This window comes from Flavobacterium sp. T12S277, assembly GCF_048514875.1.
Classification (GTDB): domain Bacteria; phylum Bacteroidota; class Bacteroidia; order Flavobacteriales; family Flavobacteriaceae; genus Flavobacterium.
On the sequence record NZ_JBLYEG010000009.1, the window covers coordinates 19,517 to 43,639 of the forward strand.

Genomic DNA, 24,123 nt, shown 5'->3' on the forward strand with positions numbered 1-24,123 from the left:
TTTGCAACATGATTTCAATTCCTCACAAAGCTAAGCAATTCCTTGTTCTTCTAATCAAACTTTTGATTGTAGGTGGTGCATTTTACTTTATTTATAATCAGTTGGCGCACAATGATAAACTTGACTGGCAAAAGTTCATCGTGCTGTTTCGTAAAAATCAGTCGGTAGTAGGAATTGGTTTTATCTTGCTTTTGAGTGTTTTGAATCGTTATTTCGAAATTCTGAAATGGCAGAATCTGGCAAAGGTAATCCATGAAATTTCTTTGGGAGAAGCGGCTAAACAAGTGCTGGCAGCTTTAACAGCGGGAATTTTTACGCCAAATGGAGTAGGAGAGTATGCGGGAAAAGCATTGTATTATTCGAAATCAGAGGCTAAAAAAGTAATTTTCTTAAACCTGATCTGCAACGGAATCCAGATGATTTTAACGGTGATTTTCGGGATTTTTGGGTTGTTGTATTTTAATGCCAAGCATGAGATCATTACAACGCAAACGGTGGCCGTTTTGTTTGGAATTTTTGTATTGCTTTTTGTTGTTTTGTTTTCGCTGAAGAAAATAAAAATTAAAGGATATTCGATTGAGAAATTAGTACATAAGATCAATGAAATTCCAAAACCAATTCACCGCAAAAATATTCTTTTAGGGGTTTTGCGTTATTTGGTTTTTTCGCATCAGTACTACTTTTTGTTTTTGGCTTTTGATGTCGATTTGCCGTATTTCACCTTAATTGCAACCATTGCTGTGGTTTACTTTTTGGCTTCGTCACTACCTACTTTTCAATTTCTGGATTTTGCTGTAAAAGGAAGTGTTGCTATTTATTTCTTCGGAATTTTAGGTGTAAACGAATGGATTGTAGTTTTTATCAGCACTCTGATGTGGTTTCTTAACGTGGTTTTACCTGTTGTTATTGGGGCTTATTATGTGTTGAATTTTAAAACCAGAACTGCAGAATGATTTTGGGATTGTATGTCGTATTAGGCATTTACATGTTTGCTATTGGTTGGCTTGTTTATGGTTTTGCTAAAGTGAAAAAGTATCAAAGTACAGATTTAAAACCTCAAACTAGTTTTACCATTATAGTTCCGTTTCGGGATGAAGAGGAGAATTTACCTAAGCTTTTAGCGAGTTTTTCAAAACTGAATTACCCGAATGATTTGTTTGAAGTTATTTTGGTAGATGATAATTCTAAGGAGAAATTTCAAATTTCAAATTTCAAATTTCAAATTTCCCAAATTGACAATATTCGGGTTTCAAATTCTCCCAAAAAAGATGCTATTTTGACGGCCATGCAACAGGTAAAAAACCAATGGGTCATTACTACTGATGCCGATTGTCTGGTGCACCAGAACTGGCTGTTAACCTTCGATAATTACATTCAGCAAAATAAGGTTTCTATGCTGGCAGGAGTGGTGACCTATGCTAGTGAACACTCCTTTTTGCATCATTTCCAGCAATTGGATCTGACAAGTTTACAAGGAGCAACAATTGGAAGCTTTGGACTTAAAAGAGCCTTTATGTGCAACGGCGCTAATTTTGCCTATACTAAATCAGTATTCGAAAATTTAAACGGATTTGAGGGGAATGATAAAATTGCCAGCGGTGATGATGTTTTTTTACTGCAAAAAGCGGTTGCAAAATTCCCTGATGAAGTACACTATTTAAAAGCAACAGAAGCAATTGTTACAACAAAACCAACGGAAGACTGGAAAACCTTATTTTATCAGAGAGTGCGTTGGGCGGCCAAAACAAGCTCGTATCAAAGTAGCTTTGGAAAGATTTTAGGGGTAATTGTTTTCTTGGGAAACCTGAGTTTTTTAACAGGTTTTTTTGGAGTACTCTTTTTGATCTGGCCCTATTATTTTTTCGTTTGTTTTGCCTTTTTTAAATTTACAATCGATTTTATTTTACTCAGTTGTACCAATCAATTTTTGACAAATAACCGTATAAAAAGTTTGTTTTTAAGTAGCCTGTTGTATCCTTTTTTTAGCTCTGCTGTGGCGCTGTACAGTTTGTTTGGTTCTTATGAATGGAAGGGGAGAAAGTTTACAAAATAAACTATTTTTTTTCTTTTGCCTTAAGAATAACAGGCAGGATAAACTGAGTTTTTACCGGAATTCCGCGTTTAAGTGCCGGATTTATTTTAGGAAAATCGACCAAACGGGCATGTAGAATACTATCGATTTTAATCGTATCGTAGGCAACGGAATCTTTGGGAAATTGTGGTTCAAATTTCATTGTTGCATTAGGAAAAACCGTCACTTTCACTTCGATAGTATCCAGTTCAGGATACAGTATAGAAAGGGTGTCAATATCCAGTTTCTCCTGAATAAGCTGTGCCATTACTTCAAAAAAACATTGCTGACGTTGCTTTTTGTCAGCTATTTTTTCGCAATTGGCTACAGATGGAAATTCATCAACCTCTTTCCAGTTAATGGATTTTAATTCCTTTTGAAGTAATTCTTTTTCAGACGGAACCTGCTTCTCAAAATATTGACAAGAATTGAAAAATAAAACAAGTACTAAAAAGAAAGGCTGCTTCAAGATTTTGATGTTGGATTGAATGAACAAATTAGAATATAAAAATACGATTATTTTTTTTGGGAAGCTTTGAATTGCAAATAATCTTCATAGTTTTCTGAAAACCATTTTTCTTTGTTTTGTGCTGCAACTTCTTTTTGTTCAGGATATAAAGAAGCAAGCCGATCAGAAAAAGTAGCTATCTGGACGGTGTAATTGTAGAACTCGGTTTTAGTTAGTACAATATTTGGATTATTTTTGCGATTGAAATATTCGAAGAACAGCGCATCAAAATCTTTCATCGAAAAGTTAAGTACTTTTTTCTTATTACTTTTATAAATACTGTCCTGCAACAGCTGATCGTCAACTGATAGTTTTTTAGTTTGGGCACACAAATTGCAGTTGATGGCAAGGATCAGAAAACTACAGGAGATAAATTGCAAAAATTGACGCATTAATTTGTTCCTTTAGAAAGTTTGTACCTCAAATTTACAAAAAAAGATATGGATTTACTATTGTTATTACTTGGTTTTGTATGCATGATTGTTGGGATTTTTGGTAGTTTTTTACCTGTGTTACCCGGATTGTCATCTTGTTGGGTGGGGCTATTGTTGTTGTATCTGACAAAAGCTGTTGAGAATAATTATTGGGTTTTAGGAATTACACTAGTGTTTACCATTGCAATTACAATTCTCGATTATGTGATTCCGGCAAAAGGGACAAAGAAGTTTGGCGGGAGTTCGTATGGAGTCTGGGGAACGAACATTGGTTTAATCGTTGGTATTATTGCTCCTATTCCTTTTGGAGTGATTATCGGGCCTTTTATCGGGGCTCTTGTTGGAGAATTGATCTATGATTCGACCAATCATCAGCGCGCATTAAAAGCAGCGACAGGTTCTGTTTTGGGTTTTCTGGCCTCCAGTTTTGTGAATTTTTTATGCTGCATTATCTACCTGGGTATTTTTATTAGCATTGTTTGGCAAAATCGCCTATTACTGTTTTAAATCGGGTATTTATCCTTAAGCTTTTTCTTATTTTTTCATTTTTTATTAAAAAAACCAGTATTTTTTTCTAAGCAATTTTTATTTGTTTTGATTACGAATGGGTTATGTTTACTGGAACTTCGGGATTTTTAGGTTTAACAATTGTTAAAGCCACAATTCACTATTTAACTTATTTTTTGGAAATGTTAGAATATTTTATATTTTTATCCTGATAAACGATAAAAAGCCTCACTTTGTCGATTATTTTGAATGGATTTAAATAATTTTAAACAAGTTAAGTATGACTCCAAACCTACAAATCGAACTTAGACGTTTTATTTCTTCTAATGTTGTTTCAAAGTTAAACAAGTTTTATTTTGAAAATGATGCGCTTTTAATTAAGGGAATCGATGTTTCGATAGGTACAGTTTTAATGGGGTTGTACAACAGGGCCGAGGAGTCAGATTTTTACAAAGGCATAACTTCATTACTAAAGGACGATTCGACCTTTTACCAGGAAGTTGATTTTGCATCGGGTCGTATTTTATCCGTTGATGATTGTTACCGATTAGAAGGAAATGGTTTGCTGAAAGAAATTTTTACCAATAAAAAAGGCAGGATTTCTGAAATGATTTCTAACGAAGTCGGAATCAAAAGTGAGACAGCCAGAGAGATTCTTAACTTTTCAGCCTTATTAGTCGTCTCTTATCTTAAGAATAATATCCAAATCGTAGAGAGTTTAAAACTACTCTTAGAAGATCAAAAGAGAGATATCTTAAACAGTATTCCGCCCGGAATCAAAATTATCCTTGGATTTTCATGTTACGAATCGGTAGAAGAAAAAAACCAATCTATAGGAAGATCTATTTTTACATTATTCGGACATAACTTTTTTAGCTTCTAAATAAAAAATCCCGTCTTACAAAAGTAAAACAGGATCTATATCTTCACCAATTTGATTGGTTTCCTTAAACGTTTTTCAAGTTGATGATTTCCTGGTCAGTTAAAAAACGCCAGTTACCTCTTGGTAAATTCTTCTTGGTTAAACCTGCAAATGATACACGGTCAATACGCAACACATCATAATCAAAGTTCTCGAAAATAGCACGTACCACTTTTACATTCGAAGAACGTAATTTAAGACCTACTTCACTTTTCGCTTCTTTTTCAATATAACTGATTTCTTCAACAAAAACGCGGTGTCCGTCAAGAACCAAGCCTTTGCTTATTTTTTCTAAATCCTCAAATTTTAGGTTTTTATCTAAAGAAACCTGGTAGATTTTAGATGATTTCTGATTGGGTAAAGTAAACTTACGAATCATATCAGTATCGTTCGTAAACAACAACAAACCAGTTGTATTTTTGTCCATTCTTCCAATCGGAGCAATTTTTGACGTTGTAGAACCACGAACTAATTCTAAAACATTACGGTATTCCTGACCTTCGTCAAGAGCAGTTGTAAAGTTTTTAGGTTTGTTTAATAAAATGTATTCTTTCTTTTCAGGAGTTAAAGTAACACCGTCAAAATTTACAACATCATTTAATTTTACTAAATAACCCATCTCAGTTACCGGAACACCATTTACTTTAACATTTCCGGACTGAATGTATATATCGGCATCACGACGTGAACAAACACCTGAATTAGAGATGTATTTGTTCAAACGAATTTCGTCTGCAGCTTTTTGTCTTTTTGGAGCCTGATTCTGTTTTTTAACTTTTTCCGCCTTTGCTTCTTCGGCAGCTTTCACAGCAGGGTTCACTTTTTTCGGCCCTTGAGCACGTTTCGCCATAGGAGGTTTTGGCTTGTTAGAGTTTGGCCTAGAGCTATTTGGTCTCGATCCGCCTCTTTTATTATTGCCTTCCTTATTGTTCATAAATTCTGTAATTTGTGCAAAGATAGTTTATTCTTGCTAAATAATCCTAAGTTCATTGTTCTTAGATTAATAGCTGTTGTTTTTTAGAGTTGCCGAAGGGTAACAATCGGCTTCTTTTACGTATTTTGAGACAAGTTGTGTTTTAAAAAGTATAGTAGGCACAAAGTATAAAAAGAGCTGTGAAAACTTGTCAAAATCAGCCTCACCGGTGTGCATACAGTCTTTTATGACTTCAGTAGTAAATTTTTCCCATGCCATAAAACACTAGGGTTAATGAGTACGATGCAGAAAACACCCGAAACGATCAAAAATTTAAGGACATTGTGAAGTAATAAAAATTGCTCTTTAGAATTTGATTTCCATAAATAAATCAGGAAAAAAAGCAATACGGCAAAACAGATGTAAAAGTAAATGTCCATATAACCCACATCATAAATGTTGATTAGGATGTAAACCGGAACCACGGTTAGGAGCGTCAGGATGGTAATGATCTGTTTCGAAACTTTTTCATTGTAAAGAATCGGGATGGTTCTGTAATTGTTTGCCAAATCGCCTTTCAGATTCTCTAAATCTTTTATCATTTCCCGAATCAGTAATAATAAAAAGAGGAAAACGGCATGAGAGGAGATGACCATAAAATGACTCATATGGTCTTCGATTTCTTCAAATGAAATCTTGTTGTAGAAATACAAAAGAATAGCAAAAAACGGAACTACTGCCAAAAAAGCCGCAGTAAGATTGCCTACAATGGGGTACTTTTTTATTTTATGAGAATAAAACCAGATTAGGAAAATATATACCGAGAAAAACAGGAAAGCACGCCCGGAAACAATAAGAGCCATTAAAGCGGCAATAAAATTGAGCGTGAAATAAACCGATAGCTTTGTTTTTTGACTCACTAATCGGTCCAGCATTGATTTATTAGGTCTGTTGATTAGGTCTTTTTGGCTGTCGTAAAAATTGTTAATGATATACCCCGAAGCAATAGTAATCGCGGAGGCAAAAACGATTAGAAACAGATTAAAATCCAGTAAAATGTCGAGCGCTCTTTTTTCAGGTGCCAGTATAAAAATGGCTGATAAGTATTGCGCCAAAACAATAATCGGAATGTTATAGCCTCTCACTACGGAGAACAAACTAACAATTTTCATGACTAAAAGTTTGTGCTGTCTGCTTAACATTTTTTGATTTTGGTTTCGGATTTTAATTCTAGACTTGTTTATAGGTTCTCTTTCTGCAAAACATAGAAGGGCTCCTTGTGAATTTGGAGCTTCAGGAGTCGAAAACGAAAAGTTTTGATCCAGTTGCAGAGCAGATAAAGACAGCAATCTCTTCAATAACCAGTCCTGAAAACTTTACTTTTGTGGATTGAACAGTACTACTAAAGTTTTTTTCAAAAAGTACCAATAATAAAATTAAAGGGGCTAAAAATTGAATTCCTCCAAAAAAAGGCATTTTGATAATCTTTAAAATACTATTCATATTCAATAACTTGTAAGGTTCTTTTAAAGACTATCCAAATAAGACCGGTTTTTAGAGGTTGGCTTTAAAACTGGTAAACTACCTCTAACTTATAATCTTTTAAAGATGCTTTGGCGCGTTCAAGATCCTCAGTAAAACCCAGAATATAACCACCTCCGCCTGAACCGCAAAGTTTTAAATAATAGTCATTTGTATCAATTCCGTTCTGCCAGATGCCATGAAATTGTTCCGGAATCATTGGCTTGAAGTTGTTTAAAACGACTTTTGATAGCTTTTTAGTATTGGTAAACAACGATTTCATGTCACCATGTAAAAAGTTTTCTACACAAGCGTCGGTATATTTTACAAATTGGTTTTTAAGCATGGTACGGAAACCTTTGTCTTTCAGGCTTTCCATAAAAATGTTGACCATTGGAGCAGTTTCACCTACAATTCCTGAATCCAATAAAAATACAGCACCTTTTCCGTCAAAACTTTGAGTCGGAATTCCGGTTGCTTCAATGTTATCTTTAGAGTTGATTAAAATAGGAATGCTTAAATAACTGTTTAAAGGATCTAAACCAGAGCTTTTTCCGTGGAAGAAACTCTCCATTTGAGCAAATATGTTTTTTAACTGCAACAGTTTTTCACGAGTCAGATTCTCTAAAACGGTTATTTTATCTGTAGCGTATTTATCGTAAATAGCAGCAACAAGTGCACCACTGCTTCCAACTCCGTATCCTTGCGGAATACTGGAATCAAAATACATTCCGGTTTCAACATCATTTTTTAAAGTAGCCAAATCAAAAGCAACCAGGTCCGGTTGTTCGGTTTGTAACGATTCAAGGTAAGATGCAAAACGCTTTAAACTTGCATTGGATGCCATCGCTTCTGCCGAAGGATCTTCGGTTTTCTTTAAAGCTCCGTTGTAAAAATTATAAGGAATAGAAAGTCCTTTAGAGTCACGGATGATTCCGTATTCTCCAAAGAGTAATATTTTTGAGTAAAATAAGGGTCCTTTCATGTTTATTTTATGTCTTTTTTTATTTTATTTGGGTCTTGTCTGGTGTCGAAAATAGTGTGAATCCGAATCTCATTAGCACTATAACTATATAATAAACTCGATTGTTTGGTTATAACACATTTTCGATATTTTTTATTTACGGATGATTTTGGGAAAATCTCAGGATTCATACTTACTATCGAAATTGCTTTTTCAAATTTAATAATAAACAACTTTTTCGATTTTTCCGACCATCTGGCTTCGATGAATTTTAAAATATCATCTAAATTTCGTTCAGCAGTTTTTGAAAAATTTACTTTAAGATTCACTATCTGTATTTTTTCATAACATCTTCAAAACTACTAAATTCACCTCGTTCAAACTCTAATTCACTTTGAGCTATGTCCGCTTTTTGTTCTTCCGTCAAATCATCCCACCAGTCTTTCTGCTCCTTCTTAAAGATTTTTCGAATTGATTTCAAGATAGATGGATTTTCTGTCTCTGCTAATAGTTTTATTAACTCAAGTTTTTCTAATTGAATGTCCATAATCAAAATTTTAATTAAAGGTACGCAAAATTATAATGCAATCGCGCCCGCTCCAATTTTGTCGCAAATGTACTGACCATTCTGACAAAATACAACTAATTCGTCCTGAATAAATTGTAGTACTTTGTCGGTAACATTTTCGGGATATAAAACGTGAACATTCGCTCCTGCATCGAGTGTAAAGCAAACTGGTATTTGTGTTTCGTTTCTGAACTTCCAGATGGCATTGATGATTTGCAGCGTGTTAGGTTTCATTAAAATGAAATAAGGCATTGATGTCATCATCATCGAGTGCAAAGTCAGTGCTTCGCTCTCTACAACTTTAATGAATTCATTTAAATTACCACTTTCAAAAATGGCAATTAACTGATCCAGATTTTCATGTGCCTGAGCAAAACGTCTTTCGGCGTAGGGATGGTCGTGCATCAAATCGTGTCCAACGGTACTCGAAACCTGTTTTTCGCCTTTATCAACCAGTAAAATAGTATCCTGATAGTTGTTGAAATTCTCATGTAAAGTGTATGGGAATTCTACGCCAAACAAATCCGAACTTCCTTCAATGTTGGCCTGGTTTCCCCAAACAACCACGTTACCTTTTACACTTCGGCAGGCGCTTCCAGATCCCAGACGGGCTAAAAAAGAAGCTTTTTGATAAAAGTATTCCTCGCTCATTTGAGGATTTAATACTTTTTCTAAACTCATAAAATTCATCGCCAAAGCAGCCATTCCTGATGCCGAGGAAGCAATTCCGGAGCTGTGCGGAAATGTATTCTGAGTATCAATTGTAAAATGATAGTCTTGCAGGAAAGGTAAATAAATGTGAACTCGTTCTAAAAACTTCTGAATTTTGGGTTTAAAATCTTCTTTTGGTTTGCCTTCAAAAAGTAAATCAAAAGAAAAAGAATCCTGATTTTCTTTCTTTGCGAATCCTAATTTCGTAATCGTTTTGCAATTGTTTAAAGTAAAACTCACCGATGGATTTGCCGGAATTTGATTGTCTTTTTTGCCCCAGTATTTTACTAATGCAATATTGCTGGGTGCGCTCCACTCAAAATTTCCGTTTTCGATGGATGAAGTATAGGTTTTAGGAATAAAATCAGCTGCTGTAAACATGAAATATAAAATTTTGGCAAAGATAGTTTTTAAACTATTTCGTCATGTAAGTTATATCAGAAAATATAAAGCAGGTTCCAACTAAAATGAACTTAAGCGTACTTATAGGATTTACTCTTTGTTTTTGATTATTTTTGGACAAAAATCAAAGCAAAATGAACAAGATCGTCAAAATCGCAATTGCATTAGTTATTTGTTTAATGGTGGGATATTCTGCAAGTGTGGTAACAAGGCCAAGTGTTGAAACGTGGTACCCGACTCTTATAAAGCCTGTTTTTAATCCGCCCAATTGGATATTTATGCCAGTTTGGACTTTGCTTTATATTTTAATGGCGGTGGCAGCTGGATTGGTTTGGGATAAAATAAAAGAACAAAAAGAGACAGTGAAAATTGCCCTAGGTTTCTTTTTGATTCAGTTAACCTTAAACGCAATCTGGTCGTATTTGTTTTTTGAGTTGAAGAACCCGATGCTAGCCCTAATCGAAATTGTATTATTATGGCTGATGATTTATGAAACGCATTTGAAATTTATAAAAATTAATAAAATCGCCGGGTATTTATTGATTCCGTATATGGCATGGGTAGCGTTTGCCGGAGTTTTAAATGCCAGTATCTGGTGGTTGAATAAGTAGTTTTTTTGTTTCAAGTTAATTCTATGATAAATCTGCTTTATGAATAAATTTAAGCTCTCTTTAGTAGTTTTGTTTTTAATCTCATTTAAGTGTTTTGCCTGCTTGAATGGTGAGACTAAAACATTAAAAAACGGATATGTAATTTACATTGATTACAGAGGAATTGTTCCTCGTGGTCATAATTTTGACGCAGGAGTTTCTTCCCAGTTGCTTTTTGAACTTGATAGTATTTATAAAAAGACAAAGGATATAGATTATTTGTCTGACAAAGGGTATGTTTTAATTGTTTTAAAAAAGTATGAAGAAGCATTAAAATTATATCTCAATATTGAAAAGATTAAGCCAAATCGATATTCTACAGCATCAAATCTTGGAACGCTTTACGAATTAATGGGAGAAAATGAGAAAGCTTATGATTGGATTAAGAAATCAATTCAAATCAATTCCGAATCTCATGAAGGATCAGAATGGATACATTTAAAAATTTTAGAGACTAAAATTAAGAATTTAAAGAATGTTTCGGGGGAATTTTTAATAGGTACAAGTTTTGGTACAGATGAAATCCCTAAAAGTAATTTGTCAAAATCTGAATTAGAGAGATTAAGTAAATCTATTTATTATCAGTTGAATGAACGCATAACCTTTATAAAACCAAAGGACAGAATAATTTCGATCTTGCTTTTCGAATTGGCTAATATTGTCAAAATAATTGAGAAGAATAAAACAGCAATTAAAATATATGAACAAGCAAAAGAGTATGGATTAGATGATGAATTGATTAATAAAAGACTGCAATATTGCTACAAATTCGAGATTGACTATTGTGAAGATCGAAATTTAAGACTTTATGATGCTAATCGTGACTTAAGAGATAAAATGAATGGTATCGATAGAGATTATGTAAATCAAATCGAAATACTTTTAATTATTTTATCTATTGTTTTGGCAATTTTAATAATTGCTTTGGTCGTTCTTTATACTAAATGGAAGAGTTTAAGAGATTACATTTTTCTGAATGATTCAAAAACGGATGCTTAATTCTTACTCTCCGTTTTTAGCTTTTTGAACATCTCATTTTTGGCATACATAAAATCCATGGTAGTGAGAATGTTGCTGTTTTCCAGAAGCTTTTTAGAGTTGGGATCAGCGTCACAAAATTCAATAAAAAGATTTTTCTCTTCGGGTTTTAGTTTTAAATTTTTGGTAAAAAAATCATCTGGAATTGATGTTGCGACCAGTTTTTTGAAATTAGTTTCGGGAGTTTTAGTTTTGACAGCTTTATCGTCATCTGATTGAAATAAACGAGCTAAACCTGTTCCAAGTCTTGCAAAATTGATACCGTTTGGGATGGTTCCGTCGTAAACACCAGTATATTTTTGTAAAGAATTTGCCTCTTTAGTTAGTTTTGTAGCGTCTATATCTTGTTGAGAGATTTTTACCGGATCAAATTTGATAGTAGTAACAAGTACTTCCTTTAATTCTTCAGGTTTTACAACCATTTTTACCATGATGTTGTTTTGGTCTATGTTTTCCTGAGTTATTTTTAGTCTCGTGAAAAAGTAATCTTTGGAAAAAAACAATAAGCTGTCCCTACTTTTGACTAAAATAGAAAACTCCCCCAAATTATTAGTACGTGTACTTGTTTTGGCTGTTTTGTTTATGACTTCAACTTTAGTAAGCGGATTGTTATTGGACATCACTTTTCCGTGAAGTAATTTTTCGGTTTGAGAAATGCTTAATTGATAGGTAAAAAAAGAAATTGTGGTAAGTAGTTTTACTTTCATTTGTAGAAATTTATTAAGTCTTTTTTTAGTTTTTAGATTCTATTTTCAGTTTCTGGAATTCGATATTTTTGGTATATAAAAAATCCATTGTGGTTAGTATATTTGGATCTTGTAAAAGCGTTTTAGATTTCGGATCAACATCGCAGAATTTAATAAAAATCTCTTTTTCTTCAGGTTTTAGCTTTAAATCGTTGGTAAAAAATCCGGGAGGACAGGAAGCAGCGACTAGTTTTTTAAAACGCTCGTCATTTTCAATCTTTTTCTTTTTCCTAGTTGGAAGAGCTATATTGTAGTTAAGTGCATTTTTGATTCTTCCGTCATTAATATTTAGATAGCGCTGAATTAAGTCATTGGCCTGTTTTTCGTTTTTGACTTGGTTTGCAGCTTCTGTATTATAAGTGATTTTGGGAAGTTTGTTGTTTATGATAACGATGTTGTCTAATTCTTCGGTTATTGGGATCATGTTGATAATGATCATGTTACTTCCTATATCTTTGGAGGTAAGCTTGACTCTTTTGAACAAAAAATTTTTAGAGAAAAAGATAAGGCTGTCCTGGGCTTTTGCAAGTATGGAAAACTCTCCTAAATGATTTGTTGTTGTACTGGTTTGCGCAGTTTTATTGATTACTTCTATATTTTTAAGTAAGATTGTTTCGGATTGTACTTTTCCTTTAAGAAGTTTTTCGGTTTGAGAGATAGATATTTGATAGGTAAAAAAAGAAATTGTGGTAAGTAGTTTTACTTTCATCTAATGGTATTTAGTTGAAAGTAAAATTATTAGAATAGTCTTAACGAAAACTTAGTAAACCTGTAAATTCTTGTTAATTGATAAATCGCAGTTTTTAGTCTCGGATTAACTGTGACCGAAAACTGCGACTGTACACTAATTTTAAATAGCGTTCGCCAAAATAAAACCACTTGTCCAGGCATTCTGAAAATTAAAACCACCTGTAATGGCATCAACATTGACAATTTCGCCTGCAAAATAAAGGTTTTTGTGCAATTTGCTTTCCATTGTTTTGAAGTTGATTTCTTTTAAATCGATTCCGCCTGCCGTAACAAATTCTTCTTTAAAAGTACTTTTTCCATTGACCTGAAAGGTTGCCTTTGTAAGTTGAGAAACGAGCTGCTGTAATTGATTTTTAGACAAATCGGCCCACTTGGTTTCGGTGTCAATGCCTGAAGCCAGAACCAGACTTTCCCACAAACGATTTGGAAAGTCGAAAGGTGATTTTTTCGAAACGGCTTTCTTCGCATGCTCCTGTTTTAATTCTTTCAGCTTTTTTTCAGCATCTTCCGCGTCAACATCATTTAACCAATTGACGAAAATAGTAAACTGATAATTTTTATCGAACAGGGTACGGGCTCCCCAAGCCGAAAGTTTCAGAATGGCCGGGCCGCTCATTCCCCAATGTGTGATTAACAAAGGTCCGGTCGATTCAAGTTTGGTATCTTTTACGGTAACGGTAACTTGTGCTGCAACACCGGGTAATTCTTTTATTCGGGGATCTTTAATATTAAAAGTAAAAAGGGAAGGAACAGGGCTTACAACCGCGTGTCCTTGATTTTGCAGCATTTCCCAGATTTTAGGATTGCTTCCGGTGGCCATTACTAATTTTTCGGCAGCAAAATTTTCACTTTGAGTATCAATTTTCCAGCAATCGTCCTTTTTAAAAATCGATTGTACACTTTGTCCTGTCAGTACTTTTATGCCTAGTTTTTCAGTAGCGTTTAAAAAGCAATCTATAATGGTTTGTGAGGAATTGGAAACGGGAAACATTCTGCCATCTTCTTCGATTTTAAGCTCAACGCCATGTTTTTCGAACCATTCGATGGTATCTCCGGAACAGAATTGATGAAAAGGACCACGAAGCTCTTTTTCGCCACGCGGATAAAATTTGACCAATTCATTTGGTTCAAAACAGGCGTGGGTTACGTTGCATCTTCCACCGCCGGAAATGCGAACTTTAGAAAGTACTTCCTTTCCTCTTTCTAAAATGGCAATTTTCAGTTTGGGATTTTTCTCTGCAATATTAATCGCGGTAAAAAAACCTGCGGCGCCTCCGCCAACAATGATTATGTCGAAATTTTTGATCATGCTTTTTTGGTTGCCCCAAATTCCCAAATTTTTATTCTCAGAGATTCTAAATAATAATAATTCGGGAATTCGTGGCTATTTTAAACTTATATTTTATCTGGATTGTCAGAGATAATTCCGTTCACGTTATAACTTTTTACTTTTTGTATGTCTTCTTCTGAATTTACCGTCCAAGGCAAAACTAAGAATCCTTTTTCCTGAATTTCTTTTACATTATTTGTATTCAATAATTGAAAATCAGGATGAATTGCTTTTGCTTTTATCGTTTCGGCAAAAGCCAAAGCAGTATCAAGATTTTCTTCTGTTAAAACACCAATTGGAATTTTTGGATTTAAATTGGATGTTTCCTGTAGCATATTCCAATCGAAACTGGAAACGATAAAATGATCGTAATGCCAGTTTTTTTCTGCGATATAGTGTTCAATTAACGCGACAACTTTACCGGGAGTTCCTAAACCTTTTAATTCGATATTGATTAGACACTTTTTGTCAACTAAATCAAAAACCTCGTTTAAAATAGGGATTTGGTATTTCCCATCAATCAGAAACGATTTTAAAGCAGCTAAAGAAAAAGTATTTACGAAACCTTTTCCGTTAGTTGTTCTGTCTATCGTTTCATCGTGAATTACTATAATATGATCGTCAGCGCTCAAGTGAACATCAAGTTCGATTCCGTCAGCATTTAGATCTAACGCCTTCTGAAAAGCTTGCAGTGTATTTTCGGGTTCGTAAGCTTTTGCGCCTCTGTGTGCTATTTTTAGCATTTTGTTCATTTTATGAAGGATCAGAGGTGCAAAGGTACAAAGGTGCAAAGGAAAAATAACAGCCGTAGATTAAAGGATTATAGCAGATTTTTTAAAATCATTCTAATCCTTTAATCTGTGGCTAAAAAATGCTGTGAATCTTCGTGTTTTTCGGGGGTAAAATCGCTATTCTTTTTCCAATAAAACAATATCGAAATCACTATCAATAGTTACTTTTCCATCAATTACTTCGGTGTTTTGGTTGGAGTAGGTGTCTTTTAATTTTGTTCCGTTTGGGAAGATAGCACCAACTGGAAGTTCTTTTTTGCCTTTGGGTAAATCCAAGCCAATTACAACTTTATCGGTATAGGCATCTTTTGTGAAAGTTCTTGAAAAAACATAAGGTTGTGCGCTAATCTGCGAATGAATTCCGGCACCAACAGCGGGATGGTTTCGCCTAAACTGACCTAATTTTTGCCAGTGCAATAGTGTTTTTTGTGTTTCGGGATTGTTTTGAATCTCGTCCCAATTCATATTCGAGCGCAGCGTTGCATCACCTTGTGTGCCTTCAATGACCAAAGGCCGCGCCGATTCATCACCATAATATACCTGTGACATTCCCGGTGAAAGTAATAATTTAGTTCCGCTCTCTATGCTTTTGGTTCGGTTGGGATCAAAAGGCTGACCATCGTCATGCGATGACATATAGTTTAAAACCGAATATCCTTTTAGTTCATTAGTAAGATGATTGGAATATTTTGAAAACAAACCTTCATAGTCGTTTTGAGCGGCATTCCACTTGAATTCAAAATTAATCATGCTGTTGAAACCGTTTTGGAAATAATTTACTTTTCGATCTCCAAAATCATATTCCTGACCACCGCTTATTCCGTATCCGTAAACTTCGGCAATCGTATAAAAGGGGTTTTGATCTAAGACTTCCAGAGGATGCTGTTTTTTCCAGACTTCGAAAGCATAGTCGCATTCTTTTTTAAAATCGGCCCAGACACTTTCTTCGGTATGTTTTACTGTATCACCTCTATAACCGTCAATTCCGAATGCTGTAATATAATCGGTGAGCCATTTTATGATATAATATTTTGGACTTCTTGGATATCCTGTTCTTTTGAAGAATTCATCGAGCGAAGCGATTTCTTTTTCATAACGGCCTTCTTTCTTCCACTTTTCAATTAAAAGAAGGGGTAATTCGACATCCTGTGTACTTTCTGTTTTTACATCCGGAAGGTTGTCCACTAAGGTGCACATGGTTGTGTTTTCAAATGATTTGTAATCACAAACTACTCCTGTTCGCACCCAGTCTGAAGGCCAAACAGGATCTTCCGGGGTTACCGGACCTGTGTGGTTGATAACACCGTCCAGAATAATTCGGATGCCTTTTGCATGTGCTTTTTTGACTAAATTGGCTAAGTCTTCCTTGGTTCCGAAATTTGGATCCAGTGCCGTCCAGTCTTTTGCCCAATAGCCATGAAAACCATAGCTAAGTCCCGTTCCCTCGTCAACGCCACCATGTATTTGCTCGACAACGGGAGTTAACCAGATCGCATTGATTCCTAATTGAGTAAAATAACCGGATTCGATTTTTTTGGTGATTCCAATAATATCGCCACCTTCAAATCCACGTAATTTTCCCGGAGTTTTGGTCCGATTGAAATTGAGGTCGTTAGAAGTATCTCCGTTATAAAAGCGATCGGTAAGTAAAAAATAAACATTGGCTCCTTCCCAAACGAAAGGTATTTTTGAAGTATCGTTATTCATTGTAACTGATTTTGAGCCAGAACAACTCATGATTAAGGATACTAAAGGTAAAAAAAGGAAAATGTATTTTTTCATTATTTAGGATTTTTTTAGACATGGATTATGTTGAAAAAAATAGCCACAGATTAAAAGAATAAAAATGATTTTTTTAAATCTGTAATAATCTTTTAATCTGTGGCAAAAAAATATTGCGAACTTTGCGGTTAAGTTTTATTCCAATTCTAAAACCAAAGCTGATTTTGATTCTAAAGTAATTTCAGAAGACAAATCGAATGTTTTTCCGGTGATGACATCTTTACCTTTTTTAAAGTTTTTGAGGTTCTCTTTAAAACGGTTTGTTTTTACAATTTGCTCCTTCGCATTGTTATTGAAAACAACCATGACGGTTTTAGCATCCGTATATCTGAAATAAACATAAGTGTTGTTTTCCGGAATGTAATGTGTCATCTTTCCGAAATGAACGGCTTCGTTTGATTTTCTCCAGTTGAATAATTTAGAGGTGAAATCAAAGTAAGCAGCCTGCTCCGCGGTTCTGCCTTCTTTGGTGAAAGCATTGTTTTTGTCGCCAGCCCAGCCACCCGGGAAATCCTGACGAATGTCGGCATCTCCTTTGCTTTTGTCACCGCCCATTCCAATTTCTGAACCGTAATACACTTGCGGAATTCCACGAATTGTAGCCAGTAAAGTCATTGCTAGTTTGTATTTTGCCAAATCATATTTAAAATTATGATTGATACGGTCGGTGTCGTGATTTTCGGCAAAAACTAAAATGTTATTGGTGTTTGGATACAAATAATCCATTGCAAAATTGTTGTAGAATTTAATCAATCCATTATCCCAGCTTGGTTCATTTTCGTTGAAGGCTGAACTAATCTGACTTTGAAGTGTAAAATCCATCACACTTGGTAAGTTGGAATTGTAATTTTCGATAGCTCCAATTTTACTGTCTTTTTGCCAATAGGCTAAATTCGCCTGATTGTGCATCCATATTTCTCCAACGATATTGAAATTAGGGTATTCGTTCGTCACTGCTTTTGCCCAATTGGCCATTGCAGTTTGATCAGAGTAATTGTAAGTGTCAACTCTGAATCCGTCAAGATTGGCATATTCAATCCACCAGATCGCATTTTGAGTCAGGTATTTGGCAACAAGAGGATTTCTTAAGTTCAAGTCGGGCATTGTAGGCACAAACCAGCCATCAACACAGACTTCCTGATCTATTTTTGAAGCGTGAATATCGGTAATTACTTCACGTCTGTGGTGTGTTTGTGTAAAAGTTTCAAATTGATTGAACCATGTTTTGGTCGGAATATCTTTCATCATCCAATGGGTAATTCCCCAGTGATTGGTCACATAATCCATAACCAGTTTCATGTTTTTTTTATGCATTTCTGCAGACAGACGAACATAATCTTCATTCGTTCCGTAACGCGGATCTATTTTGTACACGTCTGATTGTGCATAAGTATGGTAGGAGTGCTGTTTGTCGTTGTCTTCACAAAGAGGCGTATTCCAAATTGTGGTTGCACCAAGAGATGAGATATAATCGAGGTTTTTAATGATTCCCTCGATGTCTCCGCCATGACGGCCACTTGGATCCTGACGGTTCCCTTTTTCGGTTAAAGCGGCATTGCTGTCGTTTTTTGGATTTCCGTTTGCAAAACGATCCGGCATGATAAGGTACATTACATCTGATGCATCGTAGCTTTTTCGGTCTGCCGAGTTGGCTCTTCTTTCTTTAAGCGTATATTTTTGAGTAAAAGCGACTTTGTTTTTGGTTTTGAAGGAGAAAACCAATTCGGAAGCTTTCAGGTTTTGTGTATCGATGGTAACAAAAAGGTAGTTTGGATTTTCTGTTTTTTCAACGCTTTTAATCACCACATTATTTGAAACAGAAGTCTCGTATTGTGAAATGTCTTTTCCGTAGAACATAATCTGCAATTCCGGATTTTTCATGCCGGCATACCAAAATGGCGGTTCTGTTTTTTGGATTTGCGCTTTCGCGGAAGCGGAAAATAATAGAATGAATAGGATTAATTTATAGAGATTATGTCTTTCCGAGTGTGTTTTGCAATTTTTCATATTTTGTGGTTTAAATCGATGAAGATTTTTAATTGTTAATTTTTTTGATTTGAGACAGAGTAAAAAACAAAACCTGAAAAACTGAATTGCAGATGACGTTTAGTCACAAGGAATTCCAAATAAATCTAAACCTTCAATCCAGAATCTTTTTACAGGCTTGTTCTTTTTTACAATATATATTGCTCTGGAAGGAAATGAACATTTACTGTTTTCAGGATCTCTTCCCCAGATAAAATCATCACTATAGGCAAAATAAGCATTTCCAATATTGGCAAATATTTTAGTTTTGATATCGTCTTTGTAGTCGTAATCTTTGCTTTTTTCTTCATCATAATCACGTACTTTTTTCTGAATATCAAAATAGCTTTCCTGATAGTTAATTTTGAGTAATTGTTTAGAACAAAAAATAGGTTTTCCATTCTTGGCTGTGTCAAAATTTTCAATTGGAAAAGCAATAATATTGGTACGACACTCGTCGAGTCCACAAACAACTTTATTGATTGTTATTTTTGAAAAACCTTTTGTGCCATAAACGTAGTAACTCTTCTCTGCAATTTTTTTAATCTGGTCTTCTAATGTTTTACTTCTTATAAGCTTATAGCTTCCTAAAGTATCATAATATTCAAAGTTTCGACTTCTGTTGCTTTTTGGGGCTTCCACAACATTGTATAGAGAATCTTTGGAACTTATCTCGTTAAAAACTTTATCAAACGCAGTTCCGTCGCCGGTATTCTGATCGTTCAGATTTACTACAATTGCTGTTGTTGTTTTTGATAAATCGTAAACACAAAATAGTGTTGTGTCTATATCAATTTTATCTAAAGTGTCTGATTTTGCTGGTGCAATATTTGTTTTAAGAGTTGTTTCGTTTTTTTGTTGACAAGAGATTAATAAAAGACTTAGAAAGAAACCGGTTATGTTTTTCATTTTGGATTAATTTGATTAACGCAATTTACATTTTCCGGTAAAGTTCTCAAACCTTGTTGATATCTTAATTAATTTTAAAAAAAAGACAAGTAATCTTGGGGTGAATTACTTGTCTTTGAAAAAATTACTTCGTTTCGATTATACTGATCGCATAACCTCCGCCAGGAGCAGATAACTGTGATAATTTTGATTTATTGGTTACAGCAATTTTTTTGATGGTGTAAGCTTGCGGATTGGTTTTGTAATGCGCGTCTTTTGCATCAGCATAAATTGTTGCGGTGTATTTTTTTCCTTTCTCAAGGAAACTGAAATCGATGTTTGAGGTACGTGAAGTTTCTCCATTTACATTTCCAACGAACCAGTTGTTTGTTCCTTTTGCTTTACGAGCAACCGTGATAAAATCACCCGGCTCAGCTTCAATATATTTGCTTTCAGACCAGTCTACCGCTACATCTTTAATGAATTGGAAGGCATCCGGAAAACGGTTGTAGTTTTCAGGAGTGTCAGCCGCCATTTGCAATGGGCTGTACATGGTAACGTATAACGCCAGTTGGTTGGCCAATGTACTGTTTACATGAGATTTGTTATCCGGATTCATTTTGCTGATATCCATTTCGAAGATTCCCGGAGTGTAATCCATTGGGCCTCCAATCAAACGGGTGAAAGGTAAAACGGTTACGTGGTTTGGTTTAGAACCTCCAAAAGCCTGGTATTCTGTTCCTCTTGCCGCTTCATTTCCAATTAAGTTTGGGTAGGTTCTGCAAATTCCTGTTGGACGAACTGCTTCGTGAGCGTTCACCATAATCTTATAATCGGCTGCTTTTTCAATGGCATATTGATAGTGGTTTACAATCCACTGATCGTAATGGTTTTCACCACGAGGAAGGATGTCTCCAACGTATCCGCTTTTTACAGCATCGTAGCCATTGTCTTTCATGAATTGGTAGGCCTTGTCCATATGACGCTCGTAGTTGCGAACTGAACCTGAAGTTTCATGGTGCATGATGATTTTCACTCCTTTTGATTTTGCATAGGCATGCAAACCTTTTACGTCAAAATCCGGGTAAGGGGTTACAAAATCAAAAACATAATCTTTAGAGTGTCCGAACCAGTCTTCCCAGCCTTCGTTCCATCCTTCTACTAAAACGGCATCGAAACCATTTGCAGCAGCAAAATCAATGTATTTTTTTACGTTGGCATTATTTGCGCCATGCGTTCCATTTGGTTTGGCTTTTGAGAAATCAGAAACACCCAATTGTACGGTTGGAAAATCGTTGGTATAAGACCATGAGCTTTTTCCGGTAATCATTTCCCACCAAACACCAATGTATTTTACAGGTTTAATCCATGAAGTATCGTCAATTTTAGACGGATCATTTAAGTTTAAAGTCATTTTTGAAGCTAAGATTTCTCTCGCATCATCGCTTACCATAATAGTTCTCCATGGCGAGTGGCTTGGCGCCTGCATGTATCCTTTGTCTCCTTTTGCATCCGGTGTTAACCACGATTGGAAAATCATGTTTTTATCATCTAAATTCAGGTGCATGCAAGAATAGTTAATCAAAGCAGCTTCGTGTAAATTGATGTAGATACCGTCGTTTGTTTTTAACATCAAAGAAGTCTGAACTCCTGTTGGAGAGAACGATTTTTGCGAAACATTTGCCGTATACGCTTTTTCAGAAAGACCTCTGATTTCAGACAATTTCGATTTGGTGTAATCGTATTCCTGAGTGTCATAATCTCCCGGAATCCAGAATGCAGTGTGGTCACCCGCCATTGCAAATTGGGTTCTTTCTTCTTTAATTACAAAATAGGTAAGGTTCTTTTGAGTCGGGAATTCATATCGGAATCCTAAACCGTCATCAAACAAACGGAAACGGATCACGATTTGTCTTTCTGTTCCTTTTTGATTTAAAGTAACAGCCAGTTCATTGTAATGGTTTCTGATATTGTCAACTTCGCCCCAAACCGGTTTCCAACTCTCATCAAAAGTGGTTGTTTTGGTATCGACAACCGTAAAATCATTCAATAAAGATTTTTTATCGTCTTTAAGCTCAAGGCCTAATTTACTGGTTTTTACAACCTCTTTATTTTTGTATTTTAAATTGTACGTTGGAGTTCCGTCGTTTTGAAGCGAAAATTCCATTACGAACTTTCCTTCGGGTGATTTTAATTGTTGTGCTTTTGCTATCGAGCTAAAAGCCAACAGGATTAAACTTGCGAAAAATAAGTTTTTCATGTTTTTGAGTGTTTAAGTGTGTTGTATTAATTGGTTTGAAACAATTTATCAGCAGTTACCGGATTTCCATTGACTACAATAGTCAAATCCTGATCACCGTCTACCGTAAAAGTTGTTTCGTTATGATTTACAGCTACTTTTAAAATTTGATTTCTGAAATTAATTTTAAAAGAATAGCCTTTCCATTCTTTTGGGATTTTTGGAGCAAAATGAAGCTGATCGTTTTTCACACGCATTCCGCCAAAACCTTCCACGATACTCATCCACGTTCCGGCCATTGAGGTAATGTGACAACCTTCTTCCACTTCTTTGTTATAGTCATCAAGATCCAAACGGGAGGTTCTTAAATAGAAAGTATAAGCCATATCCATTTTGTCTAAAACAGCCGCCTGAATAGAGTGTACGCATGGCGATAATGAACTTTCATGAACCGTAAAAGACTCGTAAAACTCAAAATTACGTTTTAATTCTTCTTTAGAAAAATGATCTTCAAAGAAATAGAAACATTGTAAAACGTCGGCTTGTTTGATATAAGGCGAACGTAAAACGCGATCCCACGACCATTTTTGATTGATCGGACGCTGCGAGCGGTCTAAGTCTTTTACCGGAACTAAATCTTTGTCTAAGAAACCGTCCTGCTGCAGGTAAATGCCCAATTCTTCAGAAGTTGGGAAATACATATTACCGGCTACTTTTTTCCATTCCGCAATTTCAGCTGCCGAAAGCGTTACTTTTTCGATGATTCGTTTGTGGTCTGATGGGTATTCAGCAGCTACTTTTTTAATTTGTTCTTCCGCATAATCAATACACCATTTTGCAATATAATTGGTGTAGAAATTATTGTTGATATTGTTCTCGTATTCATTTGGCCCTGTAACGCCCAGAATAACGTATTGATTTTTTTCTTTAGAAAATGAAGCTCTCTGATGCCAGAAACGCGCAATCCCGATCAGTACTTCTAAACCTTTTTCAGGAATATAAGAGTAGTCTCCGGTGAAACGATGGTAGTTGTAAATGGCAAAGGCAATCGCTCCATTTCTGTGGATTTCTTCGTGAGTGATTTCCCATTCGTTGTGGCATTCTTCGCCATTCATAGTTACCATTGGGTACAAAGCAGCACCGTTTTTGAAACCTAAATTGTCTTTGGCGTTTTCAATTGCTTTATCCAGTTGGTTGAAACGGTAAGTCAGTAAGTTACGGGCCACCTGCTGATCTTTAGTGGCCATGTAAAACGGAATGCAGTAAGCCTCAGTATCCCAATAAGTAGATCCGCCGTATTTTTCTCCGGTGAAACCTTTAGGGCCAATGTTTAAACGGCTGTCTTTTCCTAAATAGGTTTGATTTAACTGGAAGATGTTAAAGCGAATTCCCTGTTGTGCTTTTACGTCTCCATCAATGGTGATGTCTGACATTTCCCAGATTTTGCTCCAGGCCTCGATTTGGTTCTGAAGTAATGTATCATAACCCAGTGCTACAGCAGTTTTAATACATTTTTCGGCTGCCGTTAACGTATTTTCGTGGTTTAAAGAAACGGTATACCCACCAATTTTTTGGATCGATGAGGTTTGCCCTTTTGCGATTATGGTTCCGTATGTAAACTGAATTTTATCGGCAGTTGAATCGATTGTTGAAGGCGAAATGTTTACGTTTTCTCCGTTTGCAAAAATCGTATTGTGCATAAAAGTCGTTACTTTAAAATGCGTTTTAAACGTTTGTGCAGTGACAAAAGCTTCATTTGCTCCCTTTTTCACTTCAAGAGGTTCCCAGAACTTCTCGTCCCAGTTGGCATCTTCATTGGTTACACCTGCATCAATATAAGGTTTGTAAACAATTTTAGCATCTTTGTTTAAAGGGGTGATTTCGTACTTGATAATTCCGGTTTCGTCCAAATCTAAAGAGAGAAAACGACGAATGTTTACGGCAATTTCGGTTCCGTTTTTTAAGGTCGCTTCAAAAGAACGATTGTACCAGCCTTCTTTCATATTCAACTCTCTGCGGAAATTTTTCACGGCAGTGCACTGGTTCAAGTCTAAGTTTTCTTCGTTGATCTGAATGTCAATTCCAATCCAGTTTGGAGCGTTTAGTACTTTGGCAAAATATTTAGGGTATCCGTTTTTCCACCAGCCTACTTTTGTTTTGTCCGGATAATAAATTCCGGCGATGTAACTTCCCTGAAAAGTTTCGCCTGAATAGGTTTCTTCAAAATTGGCACGCTGCCCCATAGCGCCGTTTCCGATGCTAAAAAGACTTTCCGATGATTTTACTCTTTCAGAATCAAAGCCTTCTTCGATGATGGACCAATTGTCTGGTTTAATGTAATCTTGATTCATTTTGTGATTGAT

24 protein-coding genes are annotated in these 24,123 nt (G+C 35.4%); 6 read left to right on the top strand and 18 right to left on the bottom strand.

Annotated elements, in window-relative coordinates; genetic code table 11:
- Nucleotides 1-8 precede the first annotated feature (8 nt).
- Nucleotides 9-953, top strand: a complete 945-nt coding sequence (locus tag ACN1CN_RS13775; protein ID WP_419136074.1) for a hypothetical protein — start codon at nucleotides 9-11, stop codon at nucleotides 951-953.
- The gene (locus tag ACN1CN_RS13780) at nucleotides 950-2,053 is read left to right on the top strand and encodes a glycosyltransferase family 2 protein (RefSeq protein WP_419136075.1); all 1,104 of its coding nucleotides are present in this window, start codon (nucleotides 950-952) and stop codon (nucleotides 2,051-2,053) included. Before ACN1CN_RS13775 ends, ACN1CN_RS13780 begins: the two co-directional genes overlap by 4 nt.
- Nucleotide 2,054: 1 nt before the next feature.
- Here ACN1CN_RS13780 and ACN1CN_RS13785 read toward each other — a convergent pair whose 3' ends face one another.
- On the bottom strand, nucleotides 2,055-2,540 hold the full coding sequence (locus ACN1CN_RS13785; RefSeq protein ID WP_419136076.1) for a hypothetical protein: 486 nt from the start codon (nucleotides 2,538-2,540) through the stop codon (nucleotides 2,055-2,057).
- A 47-nt stretch (nucleotides 2,541-2,587) separates the two neighbouring features.
- Complete coding sequence (locus tag ACN1CN_RS13790; RefSeq protein WP_291284843.1) at nucleotides 2,588-2,971, bottom strand: hypothetical protein; 384 nt, start codon at nucleotides 2,969-2,971, stop codon at nucleotides 2,588-2,590.
- Between the two features lie 48 nt (nucleotides 2,972-3,019).
- Between ACN1CN_RS13790 and ACN1CN_RS13795 the strand changes: the two genes are divergently transcribed.
- Entirely contained in the window at nucleotides 3,020-3,520 is a 501-nt protein-coding gene (locus ACN1CN_RS13795) for a DUF456 domain-containing protein (protein WP_419136077.1), read from the top strand.
- 280 nt (nucleotides 3,521-3,800) lie between these two features.
- On the top strand, nucleotides 3,801-4,403 hold the full coding sequence (locus ACN1CN_RS13800) for a DUF937 domain-containing protein (protein ID WP_264526097.1): 603 nt from the start codon (nucleotides 3,801-3,803) through the stop codon (nucleotides 4,401-4,403).
- Between the two features lie 64 nt (nucleotides 4,404-4,467).
- Here the strand turns inward: ACN1CN_RS13800 and ACN1CN_RS13805 are convergent, their stop codons facing one another.
- From ACN1CN_RS13805 to ACN1CN_RS13835, 7 genes are all read right to left on the bottom strand, one after another.
- On the bottom strand, nucleotides 4,468-5,376 hold the full coding sequence (locus tag ACN1CN_RS13805) for a pseudouridine synthase (RefSeq protein ID WP_264526098.1): 909 nt from the start codon (nucleotides 5,374-5,376) through the stop codon (nucleotides 4,468-4,470).
- A 66-nt stretch (nucleotides 5,377-5,442) separates the two neighbouring features.
- Nucleotides 5,443-5,634: a hypothetical protein gene (locus ACN1CN_RS13810; RefSeq protein ID WP_419136078.1), complete on the bottom strand. Its 192-nt coding sequence runs from the start codon at nucleotides 5,632-5,634 to the stop codon at nucleotides 5,443-5,445.
- The gene (locus ACN1CN_RS13815) at nucleotides 5,601-6,557 is read right to left on the bottom strand and encodes a geranylgeranylglycerol-phosphate geranylgeranyltransferase (protein ID WP_264526099.1); all 957 of its coding nucleotides are present in this window, start codon (nucleotides 6,555-6,557) and stop codon (nucleotides 5,601-5,603) included. The genes ACN1CN_RS13810 and ACN1CN_RS13815 overlap by 34 nt, the downstream gene beginning before the upstream one ends.
- A gap of 365 nt (nucleotides 6,558-6,922) precedes the next feature.
- The gene (locus ACN1CN_RS13820) at nucleotides 6,923-7,861 is read right to left on the bottom strand and encodes a mevalonate kinase (protein WP_419136079.1); all 939 of its coding nucleotides are present in this window, start codon (nucleotides 7,859-7,861) and stop codon (nucleotides 6,923-6,925) included.
- Nucleotides 7,862-7,863: 2 nt separating this feature from the next.
- Nucleotides 7,864-8,169: a type II toxin-antitoxin system RelE/ParE family toxin gene (locus ACN1CN_RS13825; protein ID WP_419136080.1), complete on the bottom strand. Its 306-nt coding sequence runs from the start codon at nucleotides 8,167-8,169 to the stop codon at nucleotides 7,864-7,866.
- On the bottom strand, nucleotides 8,169-8,387 hold the full coding sequence (locus ACN1CN_RS13830) for a hypothetical protein (protein ID WP_419136081.1): 219 nt from the start codon (nucleotides 8,385-8,387) through the stop codon (nucleotides 8,169-8,171). The genes ACN1CN_RS13825 and ACN1CN_RS13830 overlap by 1 nt, the downstream gene beginning before the upstream one ends.
- A 30-nt stretch (nucleotides 8,388-8,417) precedes the next feature.
- Entirely contained in the window at nucleotides 8,418-9,500 is a 1,083-nt protein-coding gene (locus tag ACN1CN_RS13835) for a diphosphomevalonate/mevalonate 3,5-bisphosphate decarboxylase family protein (RefSeq protein ID WP_419136082.1), read from the bottom strand.
- 155 nt (nucleotides 9,501-9,655) lie between these two features.
- On the opposite strand from ACN1CN_RS13835, the gene ACN1CN_RS13840 reads away from it, so the two are divergent.
- Together ACN1CN_RS13840 and ACN1CN_RS13845 are read left to right on the top strand one after the other, a co-directional pair.
- A complete protein-coding gene (locus ACN1CN_RS13840; RefSeq protein WP_419136083.1) occupies nucleotides 9,656-10,132 on the top strand; it encodes a TspO/MBR family protein in 477 nt (158 codons plus the stop codon).
- A 39-nt stretch (nucleotides 10,133-10,171) separates the two neighbouring features.
- Nucleotides 10,172-11,170, top strand: coding sequence for a tetratricopeptide repeat protein (locus ACN1CN_RS13845; RefSeq protein WP_419136084.1), 999 nt, complete (start codon nucleotides 10,172-10,174; stop codon nucleotides 11,168-11,170).
- Here the strand turns inward: ACN1CN_RS13845 and ACN1CN_RS13850 are convergent.
- From ACN1CN_RS13850 to ACN1CN_RS13890, 9 genes are all read right to left on the bottom strand, one after another.
- Nucleotides 11,167-11,916 carry a hypothetical protein gene (locus tag ACN1CN_RS13850; protein ID WP_419136085.1) on the bottom strand — a complete coding sequence of 250 codons (750 nt, stop codon included), beginning with the start codon at nucleotides 11,914-11,916 and terminating at the stop codon, nucleotides 11,167-11,169. The genes ACN1CN_RS13845 and ACN1CN_RS13850 overlap by 4 nt on opposite strands.
- A gap of 25 nt (nucleotides 11,917-11,941) precedes the next feature.
- The gene (locus ACN1CN_RS13855; RefSeq protein WP_419136086.1) at nucleotides 11,942-12,664 is read right to left on the bottom strand and encodes a hypothetical protein; all 723 of its coding nucleotides are present in this window, start codon (nucleotides 12,662-12,664) and stop codon (nucleotides 11,942-11,944) included.
- Between the two features lie 141 nt (nucleotides 12,665-12,805).
- A complete protein-coding gene (locus ACN1CN_RS13860) occupies nucleotides 12,806-14,014 on the bottom strand; it encodes an NAD(P)/FAD-dependent oxidoreductase (RefSeq protein ID WP_419136087.1) in 1,209 nt (402 codons plus the stop codon).
- 86 nt (nucleotides 14,015-14,100) lie between these two features.
- Nucleotides 14,101-14,787, bottom strand: a complete 687-nt coding sequence (locus ACN1CN_RS13865; protein WP_419136088.1) for a glycerophosphodiester phosphodiesterase — start codon at nucleotides 14,785-14,787, stop codon at nucleotides 14,101-14,103.
- 156 nt (nucleotides 14,788-14,943) lie between these two features.
- Nucleotides 14,944-16,608: an alpha-amylase family glycosyl hydrolase gene (locus ACN1CN_RS13870; RefSeq protein WP_419136089.1), complete on the bottom strand. Its 1,665-nt coding sequence runs from the start codon at nucleotides 16,606-16,608 to the stop codon at nucleotides 14,944-14,946.
- A gap of 135 nt (nucleotides 16,609-16,743) precedes the next feature.
- Nucleotides 16,744-18,615, bottom strand: a complete 1,872-nt coding sequence (locus ACN1CN_RS13875) for a glycoside hydrolase family 13 protein (RefSeq protein ID WP_419136090.1) — start codon at nucleotides 18,613-18,615, stop codon at nucleotides 16,744-16,746.
- Nucleotides 18,616-18,714: 99 nt separating this feature from the next.
- Complete coding sequence (locus tag ACN1CN_RS13880) at nucleotides 18,715-19,542, bottom strand: hypothetical protein (protein WP_419136091.1); 828 nt, start codon at nucleotides 19,540-19,542, stop codon at nucleotides 18,715-18,717.
- 124 nt (nucleotides 19,543-19,666) lie between these two features.
- Complete coding sequence (locus ACN1CN_RS13885) at nucleotides 19,667-21,781, bottom strand: glycoside hydrolase family 97 protein (RefSeq protein WP_419136092.1); 2,115 nt, start codon at nucleotides 21,779-21,781, stop codon at nucleotides 19,667-19,669.
- Nucleotides 21,782-21,807: 26 nt separating this feature from the next.
- Nucleotides 21,808-24,111 (bottom strand): glycoside hydrolase family 65 protein, encoded by a 2,304-nt coding sequence (locus ACN1CN_RS13890; RefSeq protein WP_419136093.1) that lies wholly within the window; start codon nucleotides 24,109-24,111, stop codon nucleotides 21,808-21,810.
- Between the last annotated feature and the right edge of the window lie 12 nt (nucleotides 24,112-24,123).

Bases quoted from the DNA above. Each gene is read 5' to 3' on its own strand.
- ACN1CN_RS13775 (WP_419136074.1), top strand. From the start codon at position 9: ATGATTTCAATTCCTCACAAAGCTAAGCAATTCCTTGTTCTTCTAATC.
- ACN1CN_RS13780 (WP_419136075.1), top strand. From the start codon at position 950: ATGATTTTGGGATTGTATGTCGTATTAGGCATTTACATGTTTGCTATT.
- ACN1CN_RS13790 (WP_291284843.1), bottom strand. From the start codon at position 2,971: ATGCGTCAATTTTTGCAATTTATCTCCTGTAGTTTTCTGATCCTTGCC.
- ACN1CN_RS13795 (WP_419136077.1), top strand. From the start codon at position 3,020: ATGGATTTACTATTGTTATTACTTGGTTTTGTATGCATGATTGTTGGG.
- ACN1CN_RS13800 (WP_264526097.1), top strand. From the start codon at position 3,801: ATGACTCCAAACCTACAAATCGAACTTAGACGTTTTATTTCTTCTAAT.
- ACN1CN_RS13805 (WP_264526098.1), bottom strand. From the start codon at position 5,376: ATGAACAATAAGGAAGGCAATAATAAAAGAGGCGGATCGAGACCAAAT.
- ACN1CN_RS13810 (WP_419136078.1), bottom strand. From the start codon at position 5,634: ATGGCATGGGAAAAATTTACTACTGAAGTCATAAAAGACTGTATGCAC.
- ACN1CN_RS13815 (WP_264526099.1), bottom strand. From the start codon at position 6,557: ATGTTAAGCAGACAGCACAAACTTTTAGTCATGAAAATTGTTAGTTTG.
- ACN1CN_RS13820 (WP_419136079.1), bottom strand. From the start codon at position 7,861: ATGAAAGGACCCTTATTTTACTCAAAAATATTACTCTTTGGAGAATAC.
- ACN1CN_RS13830 (WP_419136081.1), bottom strand. From the start codon at position 8,387: ATGGACATTCAATTAGAAAAACTTGAGTTAATAAAACTATTAGCAGAG.
- ACN1CN_RS13835 (WP_419136082.1), bottom strand. From the start codon at position 9,500: ATGTTTACAGCAGCTGATTTTATTCCTAAAACCTATACTTCATCCATC.
- ACN1CN_RS13840 (WP_419136083.1), top strand. From the start codon at position 9,656: ATGAACAAGATCGTCAAAATCGCAATTGCATTAGTTATTTGTTTAATG.
- ACN1CN_RS13845 (WP_419136084.1), top strand. From the start codon at position 10,172: ATGAATAAATTTAAGCTCTCTTTAGTAGTTTTGTTTTTAATCTCATTT.
- ACN1CN_RS13850 (WP_419136085.1), bottom strand. From the start codon at position 11,916: ATGAAAGTAAAACTACTTACCACAATTTCTTTTTTTACCTATCAATTA.
- ACN1CN_RS13855 (WP_419136086.1), bottom strand. From the start codon at position 12,664: ATGAAAGTAAAACTACTTACCACAATTTCTTTTTTTACCTATCAAATA.
- ACN1CN_RS13860 (WP_419136087.1), bottom strand. From the start codon at position 14,014: ATGATCAAAAATTTCGACATAATCATTGTTGGCGGAGGCGCCGCAGGT.
- ACN1CN_RS13865 (WP_419136088.1), bottom strand. From the start codon at position 14,787: ATGAACAAAATGCTAAAAATAGCACACAGAGGCGCAAAAGCTTACGAA.
- ACN1CN_RS13870 (WP_419136089.1), bottom strand. From the start codon at position 16,608: ATGAAAAAATACATTTTCCTTTTTTTACCTTTAGTATCCTTAATCATG.
- ACN1CN_RS13875 (WP_419136090.1), bottom strand. From the start codon at position 18,615: ATGAAAAATTGCAAAACACACTCGGAAAGACATAATCTCTATAAATTA.
- ACN1CN_RS13880 (WP_419136091.1), bottom strand. From the start codon at position 19,542: ATGAAAAACATAACCGGTTTCTTTCTAAGTCTTTTATTAATCTCTTGT.
- ACN1CN_RS13885 (WP_419136092.1), bottom strand. From the start codon at position 21,781: ATGAAAAACTTATTTTTCGCAAGTTTAATCCTGTTGGCTTTTAGCTCG.
- ACN1CN_RS13890 (WP_419136093.1), bottom strand. From the start codon at position 24,111: ATGAATCAAGATTACATTAAACCAGACAATTGGTCCATCATCGAAGAA.